The sequence below is a fragment of the Olsenella absiana genome (assembly GCF_036408855.1).
In the GTDB taxonomy this organism is placed as follows: domain Bacteria; phylum Actinomycetota; class Coriobacteriia; order Coriobacteriales; family Atopobiaceae; genus Olsenella_K; species Olsenella_K absiana.
The window spans coordinates 334691-349919 of the sequence record NZ_JAZGJQ010000001.1; the positions used below are offsets into that span (position 1 = coordinate 334691).

The window sequence follows — 15229 nt, forward strand, 5'->3', positions numbered from 1 at the left end:
AGGAGAGACCCATGGCAGCTGCGAACATAGGCCGGAGCGTCCCCGAGGACGTGGCCGCGCTCGACGACACCTACCTCATGCACACCTACGGGAGGCTCCCCGTCGAGTTTGTGCGCGGCGAGGGCGCGCGCCTTTGGGACTCCGCGGGCAACGCCTACCTCGACTTCCTCGGCGGCATTGGCGCCCTCTCGCTCGGGCATGGCCACCCCAGGCTCGTCGCCGCCCTCGAGGAGCAGGCCGGCCGCCTCTGGCAGGTTGGCAACTACTACTACGTCGAGAACCGCGGCGAGCTCGCCCGCGACGTGGCGGCCCTGCTCGCGACCACGACCGACGGGGCCGGCCACGTGACGGGTTCGACCGGCTCCGCCTTCAAGCTGTTCTTCTCCAACTCCGGGGCCGAGTCCAACGAGGGCGCGATCAAGGTCGCGCGCCGCTGGGGCGAGAGGCGCCTCGGCGGGGCCAGCGCCATCCTCACGGCCAAGCGCGGCTTCCACGGCCGCACGCTCGCGACCCTCTCGGCCACGGGCCAGGAGGCCTTCCACAGGAGCTTCCTGCCGCTCCCTCAGGGCTTCGACTCCGTGCCCCTGAACGACCTCGGGGCGCTCGAGGCGCGCCTCGACGAGCCGGGCGGGGAGTGCGGGCCCTTCTGCGCGGTTATGCTCGAGTGCGTGCAGGGCGAGGGCGGCGTGTGGCCCGCGGACGCGGACTACCTCAGGGGGGTCGCGGAGGCGTGCCGGGAGCGCGGACTCCTCCTCGTGGTGGACGAGGTGCAGACGGGCTTCTTCCGCTGCGGCGCGCCCTTCTCCTACCAGCTGGCGGGCATCGAGCCCGACGTCGTGACCATGGCCAAGGGCATCGGTGGGGGCTTCCCCATGGGCGCGTTCGCGGCGAGGGGCGAGGCAGCCGACCTCCTGGGGCCGGGAGACCACGGGTCGACCTTCGGCGGCAACGCGCTGGCGGCGGCCGTCGGCCGCGCGTGCGTGGAGGCGCTCGTGGAGGAGGGCATAGGCGAGCACGTGATCGCCTGCGGCGAGCACCTGGCGGCCTGCCTGGCCTGCCTCCCTCACGTCAGCGAGGTGCGCGGCCATGGGCTCATGCGCGGCGCCCAGCTCGACGCGCCGGTCGCGACCGAGGTGGTGGAGAAGGGCCTCGAGCGGGGGCTCGTCCTCAACCACATCGGCGACTCGATCCTGAGGTTCCTGCCGCCCCTCGTGGTGAGCGAGGCCGAGGTCGACGAGATGGCGGACGCCCTCGGCGACCTCCTCGCAGAGCTCGCGGGCTAGCCTTCCCGCGCGTCCGCCGGGCGACGTTCGTCCGGTGGGCGCGCGGGACCCCCGGCGTGTTATCCTCGGTGGCGCAGTGCCGGGACTCGCTTGGGGGGCTCATGGTCACAGACTCTATGCGCGCGGAGGTCGAGCGCCTCAAGCGCGAGAAGGACGCGGTCATCCTCGCCCACTACTACGTGGAGGACGACGCCCAGGACCTCGCGGACTTCGTGGGGGACTCCTTCTACCTCGCGCGCAAGGCCAAGGAGCTCTCGTGCGCGACCCTCGTCTTCGCCGGCGTGGAGTTCATGGCGGAGAGCGCCAAGCTCCTCTCGCCCGAGAAGCGCGTGCTCATGCCGGACCCCACGGCGGGGTGCCCCATGGCGCACATGGTGAGGCGCTCGACGGTGGAGGAGGCGCGCGAGCGCTACGGAGAAGACCTCGCGGTCGTCTGCTACGTCAACTCCACGACCGAGACGAAGGCCCTCTCGGACGTCTGCGTGACGTCCTCCAACGCCGTGAGGATCGTGGGGCGCCTGCCCCAGCGCAACGTGCTCTTCATCCCCGACATGCACCTCGGCCACTACGTCGCCGAGCAGGTGCCCTCCAAGAACGTGATCTTGAACGACGGCTTCTGCGTCACGCACGAGGCGATCGAGCTCGTCGAGGTGCAAGAGCTCAGGGCCCAGCACCCCGGGGCCGTCGTCTGCGCCCACCCCGAGTGCGCCTCCTGGGTGGTGGACGAGGCGGACTACGTGGGCTCCACCTCGGGCATCATCGAGCGGGTCGTCTCGGGCGCGGAGGAGGACTACGTCATCTGCACCGTGCACGGCGTCCACCACGAGATCGACCTGCGCCTCGCGGCGACGGGCCAGCAGGGCCGCAAGCGCTACTACTTCCCGCGCACGACGCCCGTCTGCCCCAACATGGCGAAGGTCACGGGCGGGAAGGTCCTGGCCTGCCTGCGCGACGGCACGGGGGAGACGGACGTGGACGAGCGCTTCGCCGCGGGGGCGAGGCGCGCGCTCGACCGCATGCTCGAGCTCGCCCGCTAGGGCGTGCGCCGGCCGGGGCCGCCCCGGCGCGACCGAAGACGACGACGCCGGGCCCGGCGGACGGGCCGGGGAGGGGCTGCCATGAAGAGGCTCCAGTGCGACGTGGTGATCGCAGGCTGCGGGGCAGCGGGCCTCTACACCGCGCTCAAGCTGCCGCGCAACTACAAGATCGTGATGCTCGCCAAGGGCGACATCCAGACCTGCGACTCCATGCTCGCCCAGGGCGGCATCTCGGTGCTGCACGACAAGGACGACTACGACTCCTTCTACGAGGACACGATGAGGGCGGGCCACTACGAGAACCGCCCCGAGAGCGTCGACATCCTCATCCGCAGCTCGCGCACCATCATCAACGACCTGATCAGCTACGGCGTCCGCTTCAACCGCACGCCCTCCGGCGAGCTCGCCTACACGCGCGAGGGCGCCCACTCGCGCCCGCGCATCCTATTCCACGAGGACATCACCGGCCGCGAGATCACCGAGACCCTGCTCCTGCAGGTGCGCGCCTGCCGCAACGTGGAGATCTACGAGAACACCGAGATGGTGGACATCCTCGTCGACCAGGGCACGGGCGACCAGAAGGTCTGCACGGGCATCCGCGCCGAGGACCACGACAACGCGGACGAGGTCTACGAGATCTACTCGCGCTTCACGGTGCTCGCCACGGGCGGCATCGGCGGCTGCTTCGAGCACTCCACCAACTTCCCGATCCTCACCGGCGACGGCTGTCGCATCGCCGCCAAGCACGGCGTGGCGCTTGAGCACATGGACTACGTGCAGATCCACCCCACGAGCCTCTACTCGAGCGAGCCGGGCCGCTCGTTCCTCATCTCCGAGAGCGCCCGCGGCGAGGGGGCCATCCTCCTCAACTCCAAGATGGAGCGCTTCTGCGACGAGCTGCAGCCACGCGACGTGGTCGCCCAGGCGATCCTCGCCGAGATGAGGCGCGAGGGGACCAAGCACGTGTGGCTCTCCTTCGAGAGGATCAAGCCCTCCATCATCAAGACCCACTTCAAGCACATCTACGAGTACTGCCTCGCGCAGGGCTACGACATCCTCTCCGAGCCCATCCCGGTCGTGCCCGCCCAGCACTACTTCATGGGCGGCATCCGCGTGAACACCAACGCCGAGACCACGATGTCGCGCCTCTTCGCCGTCGGCGAGACCGCCTGTACCGGCGTCCACGGCAAGAACCGCCTGGCGAGCAACTCGCTGCTCGAGTGCCTCGTGTTCGCGCGCCGGGCGGCGGAGCGGATCATCATCGAGCACACCAAGGACATGCGCCCCACGATGGACCCCTCGGTCCTGAACGTGGCGACCGAGCAGCACATCCGCTACGCCCTCCAGGAGGACATGCCCTCCGGCGACGTCTCGACCGACGCGGTCGTCTCCGGGCGCAAGCACGCGCGCGTGGAGGTGATCGCCAAGCAGGACGGCGTCATCGCGGGCCTCGCCGTCTTCACCCACGTCTTCGAGATCCTCGACCCCACCACGGTGGTGACCTCGCTCGTGCGCGACGGCGACCGCATCCACGCCGGCCAGCTGCTCGCCTCCGTCGAGGGCGACGTGCGCATCCTGCTGGCGGGGGAGAGGACGGCCCTCAACTACCTGCAGCACATGAGCGGCGTGGCGACCTACACGCGGCGGATGGTGGACCTGCTCGCCGCCGCCGGCTCCCACGCCAAGCTCGTCGACACGCGCAAGACCACGCCGGGCATGCGCGTCTTCGACAAGGCGGCCGTGCGCATCGGCGGGGGCGGCAACCACCGCACGGGCCTCTCCGATGCGGTGCTCCTCAAGGACAACCACATCAACGCCGCCGGCGGCGTCAAGCCCGCGATCGCGGCGGCGCGCATGCGCGTCTCCTTCATGTGCAAGATCGAGGTCGAGTGCGAGACCATCGAGATGGTGCGCGAGGCGGTGGAGGCCGGTGCGGACGTCATCATGCTCGACAACATGAGCCGCGATGACATGCGCGAGTCCATCCGCCTGATCGACCACCGCGCCCTGTGCGAGATCTCGGGCAACGTGAGCGAGGAGAACGTAGCGCAGCTGGCCGACCTCGACGTCGACATCATCTCCTCGGGCGCGCTGACGCACAGCTCGGGCATCGTCGACATCTCGATGAAGCACCTGGAGATCCTCGACTAGAGCCCGCCGCCCGCAGGGCGCCCGCGCGGGCGGGCGCCTGGGGCGGACGTCCTTCTCCGCTAGGCGGCCTCCTCCTCGGCGCGCCCGCGCTCCGGAACGCGCCACATAACCGCGAAGCCGACGACGAACAGGATGACGACGGAGAAGACGCCGAGCGAGCCGGAGCCGGTGAGCTGCGTCATGGTCGCGACGATGAAGGTGCCCATGATGGCGGCGTACTTGCCGAAGATGTCGAAGAAGCCGAAGTACTCGTTGGCGTGGTCCTTGGGGCAGAGCTTGCCGAACATCGAGCGAGAGAGCGCCTGGATGCCGCCCTGGAAGAGGCCGACCATGATGGCGAGGAACCAGAACTCGGCGGCGGTGCGCAGGAAGAAGGCCGCGAACAGGGTGATGAAGGTGTAGCCGACGATGCCTGCGAGCAGCATCCGCTTGGTGCCGAAGCGCGAGCCCATCCTGCCGTAGGCGATGGCGGAGGGGAAGGCCACGAACTGGGTAACGAGCAGCGCCAGCACGAGCTGGGTGCCGTCGATGCCGAGGTCGGAGCCATAGCTGGTCGAGAGCTTGATGATGGTGTGCACGCCGTCGATGTAGAAGAAGTAGGCGACGACGTAGTAGCGCATGGTGCGGTCGGCCCATATCTTTCGGGCGGTGGCGCCGATGCCTCGGATCGCGCGGGAGACGGGGTGGTCCTGCCGTGGCTTGTAGTGGGTCTGCCGCACGTTCCTGAGCAGCGGCACTGTGAAGGCCACCCACCAGGCGGCGGTGACCAGGAACGAGATCTGCATGGCCGTCCTCATGGAGATGCCGAAGGGGCGCACGAGGACGATCGCGAGGCAGGCGACGAAGGGGATCGTGGAGCCGACGTAGCCCCAGGCGTAGCCCTGGCTCGAGACCTCGTCCATGCGATCGTCTGTCGTGGCGTCCACGAGCAGGGCGTCGTAGAACACCATCGAGGTGTTGAGCATGACCGAGGAGACGACGTAGACGACGAGGAAGGCCATGGGGGCGGTGGGGATGCCCATTGCGACGGTCGCCACGGCGCCGGTGAGCACGCAGCCGAGCACGAAGCGCTTCTTCATGCCCTGCATGTCGGCCATGCTGCCGAGGACGGGCATGAGAAGGGCGATGATCAGCGAGGCCACCGTCTCGGCGTAGCTCCACGCCACGAGTGCCGGCCCGTCCGCGAGCGACTTGAAGTAGATGGGGATGACGCTCGAGGCGAGAAGCACGAGCGCGCTGTTGCCCACGTCGTAGAGGACCCAGCTCCTCTCGGTCCTGTCGAGCCTGCGCCCTGCCATGCGAACCACCGTCCCTCTCCTCGGGGCGCCTCCTCGGGGTGCGTGACCCCCGCCGCCGGCGCCGTCCTGCGCAAATGGCGACAGACCATGCTAGCCCTGTCGGGCCTAGCCCATTATCAGCCGCGCGTAATCTGAGCGTAAGGTGGCGTCGGCGTGGGGCGCGGGCCCTCCCGGGGACGCTTGCGCTACGCTACGCTCTGAGCGGAGGCTGCCCGCCCGGCAGGTGCCGGCGGGCCTGGGGGATGGAGGAGCGGACGATGCCTGCGGTCATGACCCACGACTTCTTTGGACGGGACGCCTTCGGGGCGGTCCTCGGCTCCGTCGAGCTCTCGACGGCGGACGAGAGGGACGCCTTCCTCCTGGGCAACCAGGGGCCGGACCCCTTCTTCTACCTCGTGCTCGACCCCATAGGGAGCCGCCCCTACAGGGAGGTGGGCAGCCGGCTGCACCACGAGCGCCCCTCGCGGGTGCTGGCCTCGCTGGCGCGCGCGGCGCGTGACCCCTACGCGGGCGACGAGGGCGTCGCGTGCGCCTACGTGGCGGGCTTCCTCTGCCACTACCTCCTCGACTCTACGGTGCACCCGCTCGTCTACTTCTGGGAGCGCGGCCTCACCGCCGCCGGCGTCGAGGGGCTCGACCGCGGCGACTCGGGGCGGGTGCACGCCGAGGTGGAGCGCGACCTCGACGAGATGGTCCTCTTCGCGAAGCGCCACCAGACCATCCGCGCCTACCGCCCCTACGAGCACGTCCTTCTCGCCCAGGACCGCGTGCTCACACGCGTCGGCCGCCTCTTCGCGGAGCAGGTCGCCGAGCTCTCGGGCGCGGCCGTAGAGGAGGCCGCCCACGCCTACCCGCACGCGGTCGAGTGCTTCCGCGTGGCGCAGCGCGCCTTCTTCGCCCCCGACCCGTTGAAGCTCGACCTGGCGGGTGCGGTCGAGCGTGCGTTCTCCCCGAGCCGCTACTCGCTGTACCGGGCCATGGCGCACCGCGTGCGGCCCGAGGAGACGAGCGACTTCGACAACCGGGAGCACCTCCCGTGGGAGAACCCCTTCACCGGCGAGCGCTCCCGCGCCTCGTTCTGGGACCTCTACGAGGCGGCCCTCGGCAGGGTGACCTTCTCGGTCGAGGAGCTGCTCGCCGACGGCGCGGACGAGCGGGTCGCGCGGACGATCACGCGCGGCCTCGACTTCTCCGGCGAGCCCGTGGAATAGCGCCCGGCCGCTCCGCGAACGGTAGGGAGCGCGCTCGCGCAGCCACGAACCTGTCCTTTCGCGTAAGATGGTGTGTCGGCGCGTCCGCCCCGCGGCGGACGGCGACGTGCCGGTCCGGGCTGGCGTGCCCAGTCCCCGAACGAGGAGCCAGGGGGTAGAGCGGGAACATGGGCAGGTATCTGGATCGCATCGACAGTCCGCGAGACCTGAAGGGCCTCTCCACCTCCGAGCTCGTCGAGCTGGCCGGGGAGTGTCGCTCGGCGATCATCGAGAGCGTCGGCGTGACCGGTGGCCACATGGGCTCCAACCTCGCGGTCGTCGAGGCCACCATCGCGTTGCACTACGTCTTCGATGCGCCGCGCGACAAGATCGTCTTCGACGTGTCACACCAGTGCTACACGCACAAGATGCTCACCGGCCGCAAGGCGGCCTTCACCGACCCAGCCCACTTTGGCGAGTGCTCCGGGTTCACCAACCCCCAGGAGAGCCCCTACGACATCTTCCGCTGCGGCCACACCTCCCAGGGGGTGAGCCTCGCCCTGGGGCTGGCCAAGGCGCGCGACCTGCTCGGCCAGAGCCACAACGTGGTCTGCGTCCTCGGCGACGGCGCGCTGTCCGGCGGCGAGGCCTTCGAGGGCCTCGACAACGCGGCGGTCGTTGGCACCAACCTGATCGTCGTCTTCAACGACAACGAGATGTCGATCGCGCCCAACTCCGGCGGCATCTACGAGGGCCTGCGCGAGCTGCGCGAGAGCGGCGGCACCTCCGAGCGAAACGTCTTCCGCGACCTCGGCCTGGACTACCGCTACGTCGAGGAGGGCAACGACGTCGGCGCGCTCGTCAGCGCCTTCAGCGAGGTCAAGGACATAGACCACCCCGTCGTGGTCCACATCCACACCCTCAAGGGCAAGGGGATGCCCTGGGCGGAGCAGAACAAGGAGGCCTCCCACTCCGTCGCCTCCGCCGCCGAGCGCACCTCGCGCGAGGTGGCCGACACCTACCAGCAGATCACCCGTGACTTCATGAGCATCAAGATGGCCGCAGACCCCACGGTCCTGGCCATCAACGCCGGCGCGCCGGGCGGCGTGGGGCTCACGCCGGAGTTCCGGGCCCTCTCGGGCGAGCAGTTCGTGGACACCGGGATCACGGAGCCGCACGCCGTGGCGTTCGCCGCCGGCTGCGCGCGCGGCGGGGCCAAGCCCGTCTTCTACGTGATGGCGACCTTCCTGCAGCGCGCCTACGACCAGCTCATGCTCGAGCTCGCGCTCAACCGCTGCCCCGCGACCATCCTCGTCTTCGGCGCGGGCTTCTACGACATCGACGCGACCCACTCCGGCACGACCGACCTCGTCACCACGGGCAACGTCCCCGGCCTCACCTGCCTCGCCCCCGCGACCCGCCAGGAGTACCTCGCCATGCTCGACTGGTCGATCGACCAGACGGAGCGCCCCGTCGTCATCCGCGTGCCCGAGAAGGTCCTCGAGGGAGAGGGCGCGTGCGGCTTCGACGCGGCGCGTCCCGGCGGCTGGCACCTCGTGCGCCCGGGCGGCAGGATCTGCATCCTGAGCATCGGCGCCACGGTGGAGATGGCCCTCCAGGTCGCCGACCTCCTCGACGAGCGCGACGGGATCCGCCCCACGGTCGTCGAGGCGCTCAACTACTCGAGCTTCGACGAGCCCCTGCTCGACTCCCTCGAGGCCGGCCACGACATCGTGGTGACGCTCGAGCCGGGAATCCTGTGCGGCGGCTTCGGAGAGAAGGTGTGCCGCTACTTTGGCGCCTCCCACCTGAGGGTGCTGTGCTACGGCGGCCGGAAGGAGTTCCTCGACCGCGTGCCGACCGAGGAGTTCTTCCACATCTACCACTTCACGCCGGCAGACATCGTCTCCGACATAGAGAGCCTCGAGGTCTAGGGCGGTGCCCTCGGAGGGGACCGCGGAGGGGCAGGCGGAGGGGCCCGTCCCCGCGCCCGTGGTGAGCCTCGCCACGCGCCACGTGATGCAGGCCAACCGCAGCGTCGACACCAAGCCGGAGCTCAGGGTGAGGCAGGCCCTGCGCGAGAGGGGCCTTCCCGGCTACCGGCTGCACTGGAAGAAGGCCCCGGGGAGGCCGGACGTCTGCTACCCGGGACGCAGGCTCGCCATCTTCGTGAACGGCTGCTACTGGCACCACTGCGCGTGGTGCCAGATGGCCCTACCCAAGAGCAACGTGGAGTTCTGGCGCCAGAAGTTCGCCCGTAACCGGGCGCGCGACGTGCGCGACGCCAACCGGCTCGCCTCGGCCGGCTGGACCGTCCTGGTGGTGTGGGAGTGCCGCCTCGCCAAGGGGCGCTTCGGGCCGACGATGGACGAGGTCGCGCTCGAGGTGCGCCGCGCCGGCGAGGGCGGTCCCCGCGCAGGGCGCGTCGTCGAGGTGGGGTCGCCCGCGCCCTGGAGGCTCGCCCGCGCCCGCGCCAGGATCCGACGGCTGCGCCGCTCGAGGTAGGGCCGCCGCCGTCCGGGCGGGGGCCAGACCAGAAGGGCCTTCGGGGCGTCGCCCAGGCGGCGTGGCCACCATGCCATCGTGCAGCAGGCCTCGTCGCTTCCTTGTGCGACAAAAACAAGTCGGGTATTTTGTTTCGGATGGGAGGTTTGCATGGCGACCTACGTAGTCTCCGACATCCACGGCCACTTCAAGACGTTCGAGCGCCTGCTCGAGGACGTCTCGCCCGGCGCAGAGGACCAGGTCTGGGTCCTCGGCGACATGATCGACCGCGGTCCCGACCCGGTCTCGGTCATGAGGGCCTGCCGCGACCTCCCGGGCGCCCACGTCCTCATGGGCAACCACGAGGACCTCATGAGGGACTTCCTCCTCAACGGGGAGGAGGACCAGACGGCGGCCGTCAACTGGGCGATCAACGGGGGCGGCACCACGATGGAGGGCCTCGACAAGCTGCCCCACGACGAGGAGCTCGACCTCCTCGAGTGGGCGCTCGAGCTCCCCACGGCGGGACACGTGCGCGTGGGCGCGCGCCCCTTCCTCCTCGTGCACGCGGGCCTGCGCCCGCTGGACCTCACGGCGGGGACGGACTGGGACGACGCGGCCCTCGAGGGCCTGCTCGAGCGCCAGTCAGTCGAGGACGTGCTCTGGATCCGCGAGGAATTCTGGGGTGCGCCGACCGGCCTCCTGGACGCCCGCGGCGAGGGGCCGATCGTCGTCGCCGGCCACACGCCGGTCCCCTACGTCGAGCCGATCGCGGACGCCTTCGACCGCCCGGCGCGCAACGAGGAGGGCCTCTGCCAGATGATGCGTGTCGGCGCCTCGGAGGCGACGGGCGGAGTGGCCGACCGCTGGGCCATAGACTGCGGGGCGGCGGGCGGCGCCGGCTGGGGGAGGATCCTCATGCTGCGCCTGGACGACGAGCGCGAGTTCTACGCCACCGTGGAGGAGGGCGAGTAGGGTGGCCCGCTGGGATGCGGGCGCCGGCGAGGCCGGGCGCGCGCACGCCAGGCCGGAGCGGGTGGTGCACCCGCTGCCTCCGGTCGTGGGCCCCGAGAGCCGCGTCCTTCTCCTCGGCACCATGCCGAGCCCCAGGTCGCGCGAGCGGGGCTACCACTACGGCAACCCGCAGAACCGCTTCTGGCGCGTCATCGCCGCCCTGTGGGACGAGGAGGTGCCGGCCGACGTCGCGGGCAAGCGCGAGCTGTGCCTGCGCCACCGCCTCGCGCTCGACGACGTCCTTCTCGCCTGCACCATCACGGGGGCGTCCGACTCCTCGATAGAGGACCCCGTGCCCAACGACCTCTCGCGTATACTTGAGGTCGCACCGATCGTGCGGGTGTTCTGCACGGGCACGGCGGCCTTCAGGCTCTACCGGCGCTACGTGGAGCCCGAGGTGGGGATGGAGGCGACCTGCCTCCCCTCCACGAGCCCGGCAAACGCGCGCTGGCGGCTGCCGGACCTCGTGGAGGCGTACCGCCCCGTCCGCGAGGCGGCGGACGGCGTGCCTGCCGGCGGACGGCGCGCCGGCGGCAACGGCGGTGCGGGCGAGTGGACGCGAGACTCTAAGGACGGGTCATGGGAAAGCAGTTAGGCCGGGGCGCGGACATCAGCAGGCGCTCCTTCGTCGGGGGCGTGGGCCTCTCGGTCGCGGCCCTCGCGCTCGCGGGCTGCGCCCCGCGCGGCACCAGGTGGGAGACGGGCCAGGCGGCCACCACCCCGGCCGCCTCGGCGGGCGGGCGCACCCTCGAGGAGATCAGGGCGTCCAAGCGGCTCGACATAGCGGTCCTCTCCGACGCCGCCCCCCTCGGCTACATCAACTCGTTCGGGAACTACGTGGGCTACGACATCTACCTCGCGGGCAGGCTCGCCACCGAGCTGGGCGCGGTCGCCAACTACGTCGCCTGCGACCCGGCGGACCGCCTGGGCGCGCTCGCGGACGGCCGCGCCGACATCGTGGTCGCCGCCCTGCCGGTGACGGACGAGGTGGCGGCCGCGGCCGACCTCTCGATGCCCTACCTGCGCACCACGCATTGCCTCGTCTCCAGGAAGGACGCCTTCCTGGGCGACCTCGCCGAGGCCGCCGGCAGGACGGTGATCGCCTGCGAGGGCACGGAGGCCGCAAGCGTCCTGGCCGGGACGCCGGAGGTTGGCCAGAGGCTGGTGTCGAGCTACTCCGATGCCGGGCGCGCCCTGGAGGCGGGGGAGGGGGACGCCCTTCTCGCGGACTTCCTCTTCGCGACCGACTGGGCGTCCGAGCACGCCGGCTTCGCCGCGAGCGAGCCGGGGATCGGCGGCTGGCGGCTGTGCGCCGTGGGCGTGCCCAAGGGTAGCGCCGAGCTGCTCGAAAGGATCAACGAAACCATGGGCGCGCTCGGCGGCACGAGCTTCTTCACCTGGGACTACAAGCAGAACCTGCGCCCCGTCCTGGGGGAGGGCTTCGACCTCAGGCAGGTCGTCGTCGAGGGCGGCAAGGTCCTCGCGGACGCGGGTGCGTAGCGCATGGGCATAGCTCGCATGGTGCTCGACGCGCGCGCCCGCGCGTCCCTGATCGAGGCTTCGGCCGTCGACTTCCTGCACGGCTGCGTCGGCGTGACGCAGGGCGCGGGCGGATGGGTGCGCCCCGAGCGCTTCACCCCCGCCCAGATGCGGATGCTGGGCAGCTGCATGGCCTGGCGCCCCGGCACCTACCGGCGGATGGCTCGGACCACCTCGGGCGTGCGGCTCAGGTTCAGGACGGACGCGACCGAGGTCGCGCTCGCGGTGCGTCTCGACCCGGAGCCACGCGAAACCGCCGCCCAGCTCGCCGTCATAGACGCCGGCACGGGCAGGCTTGCGCACGACGGCGTCTCCTACGACGTGGACGGGCGCCACGTGGACCCGGTGCTACCGGCTCCCCTCGCCTCCGGGATCGACGGCGTGCCCGCCTCCGAGGGGGCGTCCCTGGTCGTGTTGCGCCTCGAGGACGAGGGGGAGGCCCCCGGCCCGGGCATGGTCCCGCTGCCCGGCTTCGGCAGGGTCCGCGAGGTGACGGTCTGGCTGCCCTGCCTGCGCGGCTGCGAGGTCTCGAGGGTCTGGCTCGACGGGTCCGCCATCGAGCCGGTGGAGGGGGAGGGGAGCCTCCTGGTGCTCGGCGACTCCATCCCGCAGGGCTTCTTCGCCGACGACCCCGCGCGCACCTGGCCGGCGCTCCTCGCGCAGCGCCTCGGGCTCGACCTCGTCAACCAGTCCATCTACGGCCAGGTCTTCCAGGACGGCACCTGCACGGGGCTCGGCCGATGCGTCTCGCCCGAGTTCGTCGTGGTCGCCTTCGGCACCAACTACCGCTTCGGGCCCTGCGCCGAGGCGCGTACCCGCCGCGAGGTCGAGACCTACCTCGCCGAGGTCGCGCGCGAGTGGCCGGAGGTCCCCACCTGGGTCCTGACGCCGATCTGGCACGACGAGCTCAAGACGCCCGTGCGGCGGGGGAGCTGCTACGCGCGGGTGCCCTCCATCATCCGCGACGCCGCCCGCGCGCACCCCGAGATGCGCGTCGCCGACGGCGAGCGCCTCGTCTCGCACGACGGCGCGCACATAGCGGCAGACGCGGACCACCCGACGCCGGCCGGCCACGAGCAGCTCGCCGGCCGCCTCTACGTCAGGATGCGCGCCGACGACCTCGCGCGGCTCCCTCCCGAGCTTCGCCGCCGCCGTGCGCTCTCGCTGCTCGAGGGCGCGGCCCCCGAGTCCTTCCCCATGGCGGAGCTGCTGCGCAGGGGCGAAGGCGAGGTCCTCTTCGCGGAGGACGGCTGCCTGCTCGTCCGCGCAAAGAACGGCGACCAGATGCTCTTCTCGCCCGACCGCGGGCTGGGGCGCCTCGTGATGGGCGAGCTGTGCGAGCCGACTCTCGTCGACGCCCTCGGCGAGGGGCTGGAGCGCGAGGTCCGGGAGGTCCTGGGGCTCGACCTCGTCGAGCCCTACCACATCGTCACCTACGACGGCTCCGAACCGATCCCGGTGGACGCCGCGCTCGCGTCCGGCATCAGGCCGCTCGGCGCCTCCTTCGCCCGCGACGTGGTACGCCACTACTCCTTCGCGCGCTTCCTCGACGAGGGGCGGCTCGCCTCCGCCCTCGAGGCCGGCCGCTTCCTCGGCGCCTTCGAGGGGGAGGAGCTCGTGGGGTTCGTGGGCGAGCACGAGGAGGGCTCCATCGGCATGCTCGAGGTCTTCCCCGGGCACCGCAAGGCGGGCTGGGGCGCCGCGCTCGAGGCCACCAAGGCCAACGCCTTCCTCGCGGCGGGCCAGGTGCCGTGGACGGAGGTCTACCCCTACAACAAGGGGTCGGTGAGGCTCCACAGGAGGCTGGGCTTCTCCGTGCTTGACGCCTCCCTGTCCGCCTTCGTGAGCCGTGGCCCCAGGGAGCCGGGGGAGGGCGCGTAGGGAGTGCCGGCGGCGCCTGCGCCGCATCGCGGCGTAGGCGCCGACGCCATGCCAGCTCGCGAGGTGGTACGCTACAGGGTCTTCTCGAATGTGACCTGAGGAGGGCTATGGAAGCCAGGACGAACAGGATGGCCCCCGGGCTCACCGGGCGGCTGAGCCCCGAGGTCGAGCGCGTGGTGCGCGCCAACGTCGCGTCGGGGCGACTCGCAGGCGTCGCCACGCCGGACGCGGCGGCGATCAGGCGCGACGCGCGCGATCGCGACCGCGACACCGCGCTGAGGCCCGCCTTCCTGCGCGACTGCGAGAAGATCGTCCACATGCCAGCCTACAACAGGCTCAACGGCAAGACCCAGGTCTTCTCCTTCCGCGCGGACGACGACCTCGCCCGCCGCGGCCTGCACGAGCAGCTGGTCGGCCGCGTCGCGCGCGACATCGGGCGCGCGCTCGGGCTCAACCTCGACCTCATCGAGGCGATCGCGCTCGGTCACGACATCGGCCACACCCCCTTCGGCCACACGGGCGAGCGATACCTGAACGACGTGCTGCACGCCCGCACCGGCCGCTGGTTCTTCCACAACCTGCAGAGCGTCCGCGTGCTGGACGTGCTCTACGGCCGCAACCTGACGCTGCAGACGCTCGACGGCGTGGCCTGCCACAACGGTGAGTTCGAGCAGCAGCGCTTCACGACGAGCGGCCTCTCCGGCTTCGAGGAGTTCGACGAGGGGATCGAGCGCTGCTGGCGCGAGGGCAAAGACGCCATAAGGCGGCTCAGGCCCATGACGCTCGAGGGCTGCGTGGTGCGCGTCTCCGACATCATCGCCTACGTCGGCAAGGACCGCCAGGACGCGATCCGCGCGCACCTGGTCGCCCCCGACGCCTTCGACGACGGGCTCGGTGGCTCCTACAACGCCTGGGCGCTCTCCGCCTTCGTCGCGGACGTGGTGGAGGCGAGCGTGGGCACCGGCGAGGTCCGCATGAGCGAGGAGGGCTTCGCCGAGCTCTCCCGGGCCAAGCGCGAGAACTACGAGAAGATCTACGGCTCCAAGGAGATCAGCGAGGACTTCGCGCCGCAGGTCGGCGGCCTCTTCGAGATGCTCTACGAGCACGAGCTGGACGCCCTGCGCGCAGGCGACGAGACCGCGGCGATCTTCGACCACCACATCCAGCCCCTCACGCGCTACCTCGCCCCCTACGGGCGCTCCTACGCGTGGGAGGACGACCCCGACCAGTGCGTGGTCGACTTCATCAGCGCGATGACCGACGACTACTTCGTCGCCACCTGCGAGGCCCTCTTCCCGGAGGCGCGTGAGCTCTTCCCCAACCGGAGCTACTTCGACAAGGCGAGGCCCTAG

The 15229-nt window shown here is 70.9% G+C and carries 12 protein-coding genes and 1 pseudogene; 12 read left to right on the plus strand and 1 reads right to left on the minus strand.

What is annotated here, in order from left to right; all coding sequences use genetic code 11:
• Positions 1 to 11 precede the first annotated feature (11 nt).
• The 3 genes from VXJ25_RS01375 (at position 12) to VXJ25_RS01385 (ending at position 4471) form a co-directional block, all read left to right on the plus strand.
• A complete protein-coding gene (locus tag VXJ25_RS01375; RefSeq protein ID WP_330957416.1) occupies positions 12 to 1283 on the plus strand; it encodes an aspartate aminotransferase family protein in 1272 nt (423 codons plus the stop codon).
• A 101-nt stretch (positions 1284 to 1384) separates the two neighbouring features.
• Complete coding sequence (gene nadA, locus VXJ25_RS01380) at positions 1385 to 2320, plus strand: quinolinate synthase NadA (RefSeq protein WP_330957417.1); 936 nt, start codon at positions 1385 to 1387, stop codon at positions 2318 to 2320.
• An 81-nt stretch (positions 2321 to 2401) separates the two neighbouring features.
• Positions 2402 to 4471: an L-aspartate oxidase gene (locus tag VXJ25_RS01385; protein WP_330957418.1), complete on the plus strand. Its 2070-nt coding sequence runs from the start codon at positions 2402 to 2404 to the stop codon at positions 4469 to 4471.
• A gap of 59 nt (positions 4472 to 4530) precedes the next feature.
• Here VXJ25_RS01385 and VXJ25_RS01390 read toward each other — a convergent pair whose 3' ends face one another.
• Positions 4531 to 5769, minus strand: a complete 1239-nt coding sequence (locus tag VXJ25_RS01390; protein ID WP_330957419.1) for an MFS transporter — start codon at positions 5767 to 5769, stop codon at positions 4531 to 4533.
• A 257-nt stretch (positions 5770 to 6026) separates the two neighbouring features.
• Between VXJ25_RS01390 and VXJ25_RS01395 the strand changes: the two genes are divergently transcribed.
• The 9 genes and pseudogenes from VXJ25_RS01395 (at position 6027) to VXJ25_RS01430 (ending at position 15229) form a co-directional block, all read left to right on the plus strand.
• Positions 6027 to 6980 carry a zinc dependent phospholipase C family protein gene (locus VXJ25_RS01395; protein ID WP_330957420.1) on the plus strand — a complete coding sequence of 318 codons (954 nt, stop codon included), beginning with the start codon at positions 6027 to 6029 and terminating at the stop codon, positions 6978 to 6980.
• Between the two features lie 167 nt (positions 6981 to 7147).
• On the plus strand, positions 7148 to 8893 hold the full coding sequence (locus VXJ25_RS01400) for a 1-deoxy-D-xylulose-5-phosphate synthase (protein ID WP_330957421.1): 1746 nt from the start codon (positions 7148 to 7150) through the stop codon (positions 8891 to 8893).
• Between the two features lie 4 nt (positions 8894 to 8897).
• Positions 8898 to 9464 carry a very short patch repair endonuclease gene (locus tag VXJ25_RS01405; protein WP_330957422.1) on the plus strand — a complete coding sequence of 189 codons (567 nt, stop codon included), beginning with the start codon at positions 8898 to 8900 and terminating at the stop codon, positions 9462 to 9464.
• A 150-nt stretch (positions 9465 to 9614) separates the two neighbouring features.
• The gene (locus VXJ25_RS01410; RefSeq protein WP_330957423.1) at positions 9615 to 10418 is read left to right on the plus strand and encodes a metallophosphoesterase family protein; all 804 of its coding nucleotides are present in this window, start codon (positions 9615 to 9617) and stop codon (positions 10416 to 10418) included.
• Position 10419: 1 nt separating this feature from the next.
• Positions 10420 to 11052: a DNA-deoxyinosine glycosylase gene (locus VXJ25_RS01415; protein ID WP_330957424.1), complete on the plus strand. Its 633-nt coding sequence runs from the start codon at positions 10420 to 10422 to the stop codon at positions 11050 to 11052.
• Complete coding sequence (locus tag VXJ25_RS01420) at positions 11037 to 11957, plus strand: transporter substrate-binding domain-containing protein (protein ID WP_330957425.1); 921 nt, start codon at positions 11037 to 11039, stop codon at positions 11955 to 11957. Before VXJ25_RS01415 ends, VXJ25_RS01420 begins: the two co-directional genes overlap by 16 nt.
• 492 nt (positions 11958 to 12449) lie before the next feature.
• Positions 12450 to 13061, plus strand: a pseudogene (locus VXJ25_RS09685) (SGNH/GDSL hydrolase family protein); the annotation flags it as partial.
• Positions 13062 to 13319: 258 nt separating this feature from the next.
• A complete protein-coding gene (locus tag VXJ25_RS09690) occupies positions 13320 to 13877 on the plus strand; it encodes a GNAT family N-acetyltransferase (protein ID WP_407941892.1) in 558 nt (185 codons plus the stop codon).
• A 107-nt stretch (positions 13878 to 13984) separates the two neighbouring features.
• The gene (locus VXJ25_RS01430; protein ID WP_330957427.1) at positions 13985 to 15229 is read left to right on the plus strand and encodes a deoxyguanosinetriphosphate triphosphohydrolase family protein; all 1245 of its coding nucleotides are present in this window, start codon (positions 13985 to 13987) and stop codon (positions 15227 to 15229) included.

Bases quoted from the DNA above. Each gene is read 5' to 3' on its own strand.
- nadA (WP_330957417.1), top strand. From the start codon at position 1,385: ATGGTCACAGACTCTATGCGCGCGGAGGTCGAGCGCCTCAAGCGCGAG.
- VXJ25_RS01385 (WP_330957418.1), top strand. From the start codon at position 2,402: ATGAAGAGGCTCCAGTGCGACGTGGTGATCGCAGGCTGCGGGGCAGCG.
- VXJ25_RS01390 (WP_330957419.1), bottom strand. From the start codon at position 5,769: ATGGCAGGGCGCAGGCTCGACAGGACCGAGAGGAGCTGGGTCCTCTAC.
- VXJ25_RS01410 (WP_330957423.1), top strand. From the start codon at position 9,615: ATGGCGACCTACGTAGTCTCCGACATCCACGGCCACTTCAAGACGTTC.
- VXJ25_RS01420 (WP_330957425.1), top strand. From the start codon at position 11,037: ATGGGAAAGCAGTTAGGCCGGGGCGCGGACATCAGCAGGCGCTCCTTC.
- VXJ25_RS01400 (WP_330957421.1), top strand. From the start codon at position 7,148: ATGGGCAGGTATCTGGATCGCATCGACAGTCCGCGAGACCTGAAGGGC.
- VXJ25_RS01430 (WP_330957427.1), top strand. From the start codon at position 13,985: ATGGAAGCCAGGACGAACAGGATGGCCCCCGGGCTCACCGGGCGGCTG.
- VXJ25_RS01375 (WP_330957416.1), top strand. From the start codon at position 12: ATGGCAGCTGCGAACATAGGCCGGAGCGTCCCCGAGGACGTGGCCGCG.
- VXJ25_RS09690 (WP_407941892.1), top strand. From the start codon at position 13,320: ATGGGCGAGCTGTGCGAGCCGACTCTCGTCGACGCCCTCGGCGAGGGG.
- VXJ25_RS01395 (WP_330957420.1), top strand. From the start codon at position 6,027: ATGCCTGCGGTCATGACCCACGACTTCTTTGGACGGGACGCCTTCGGG.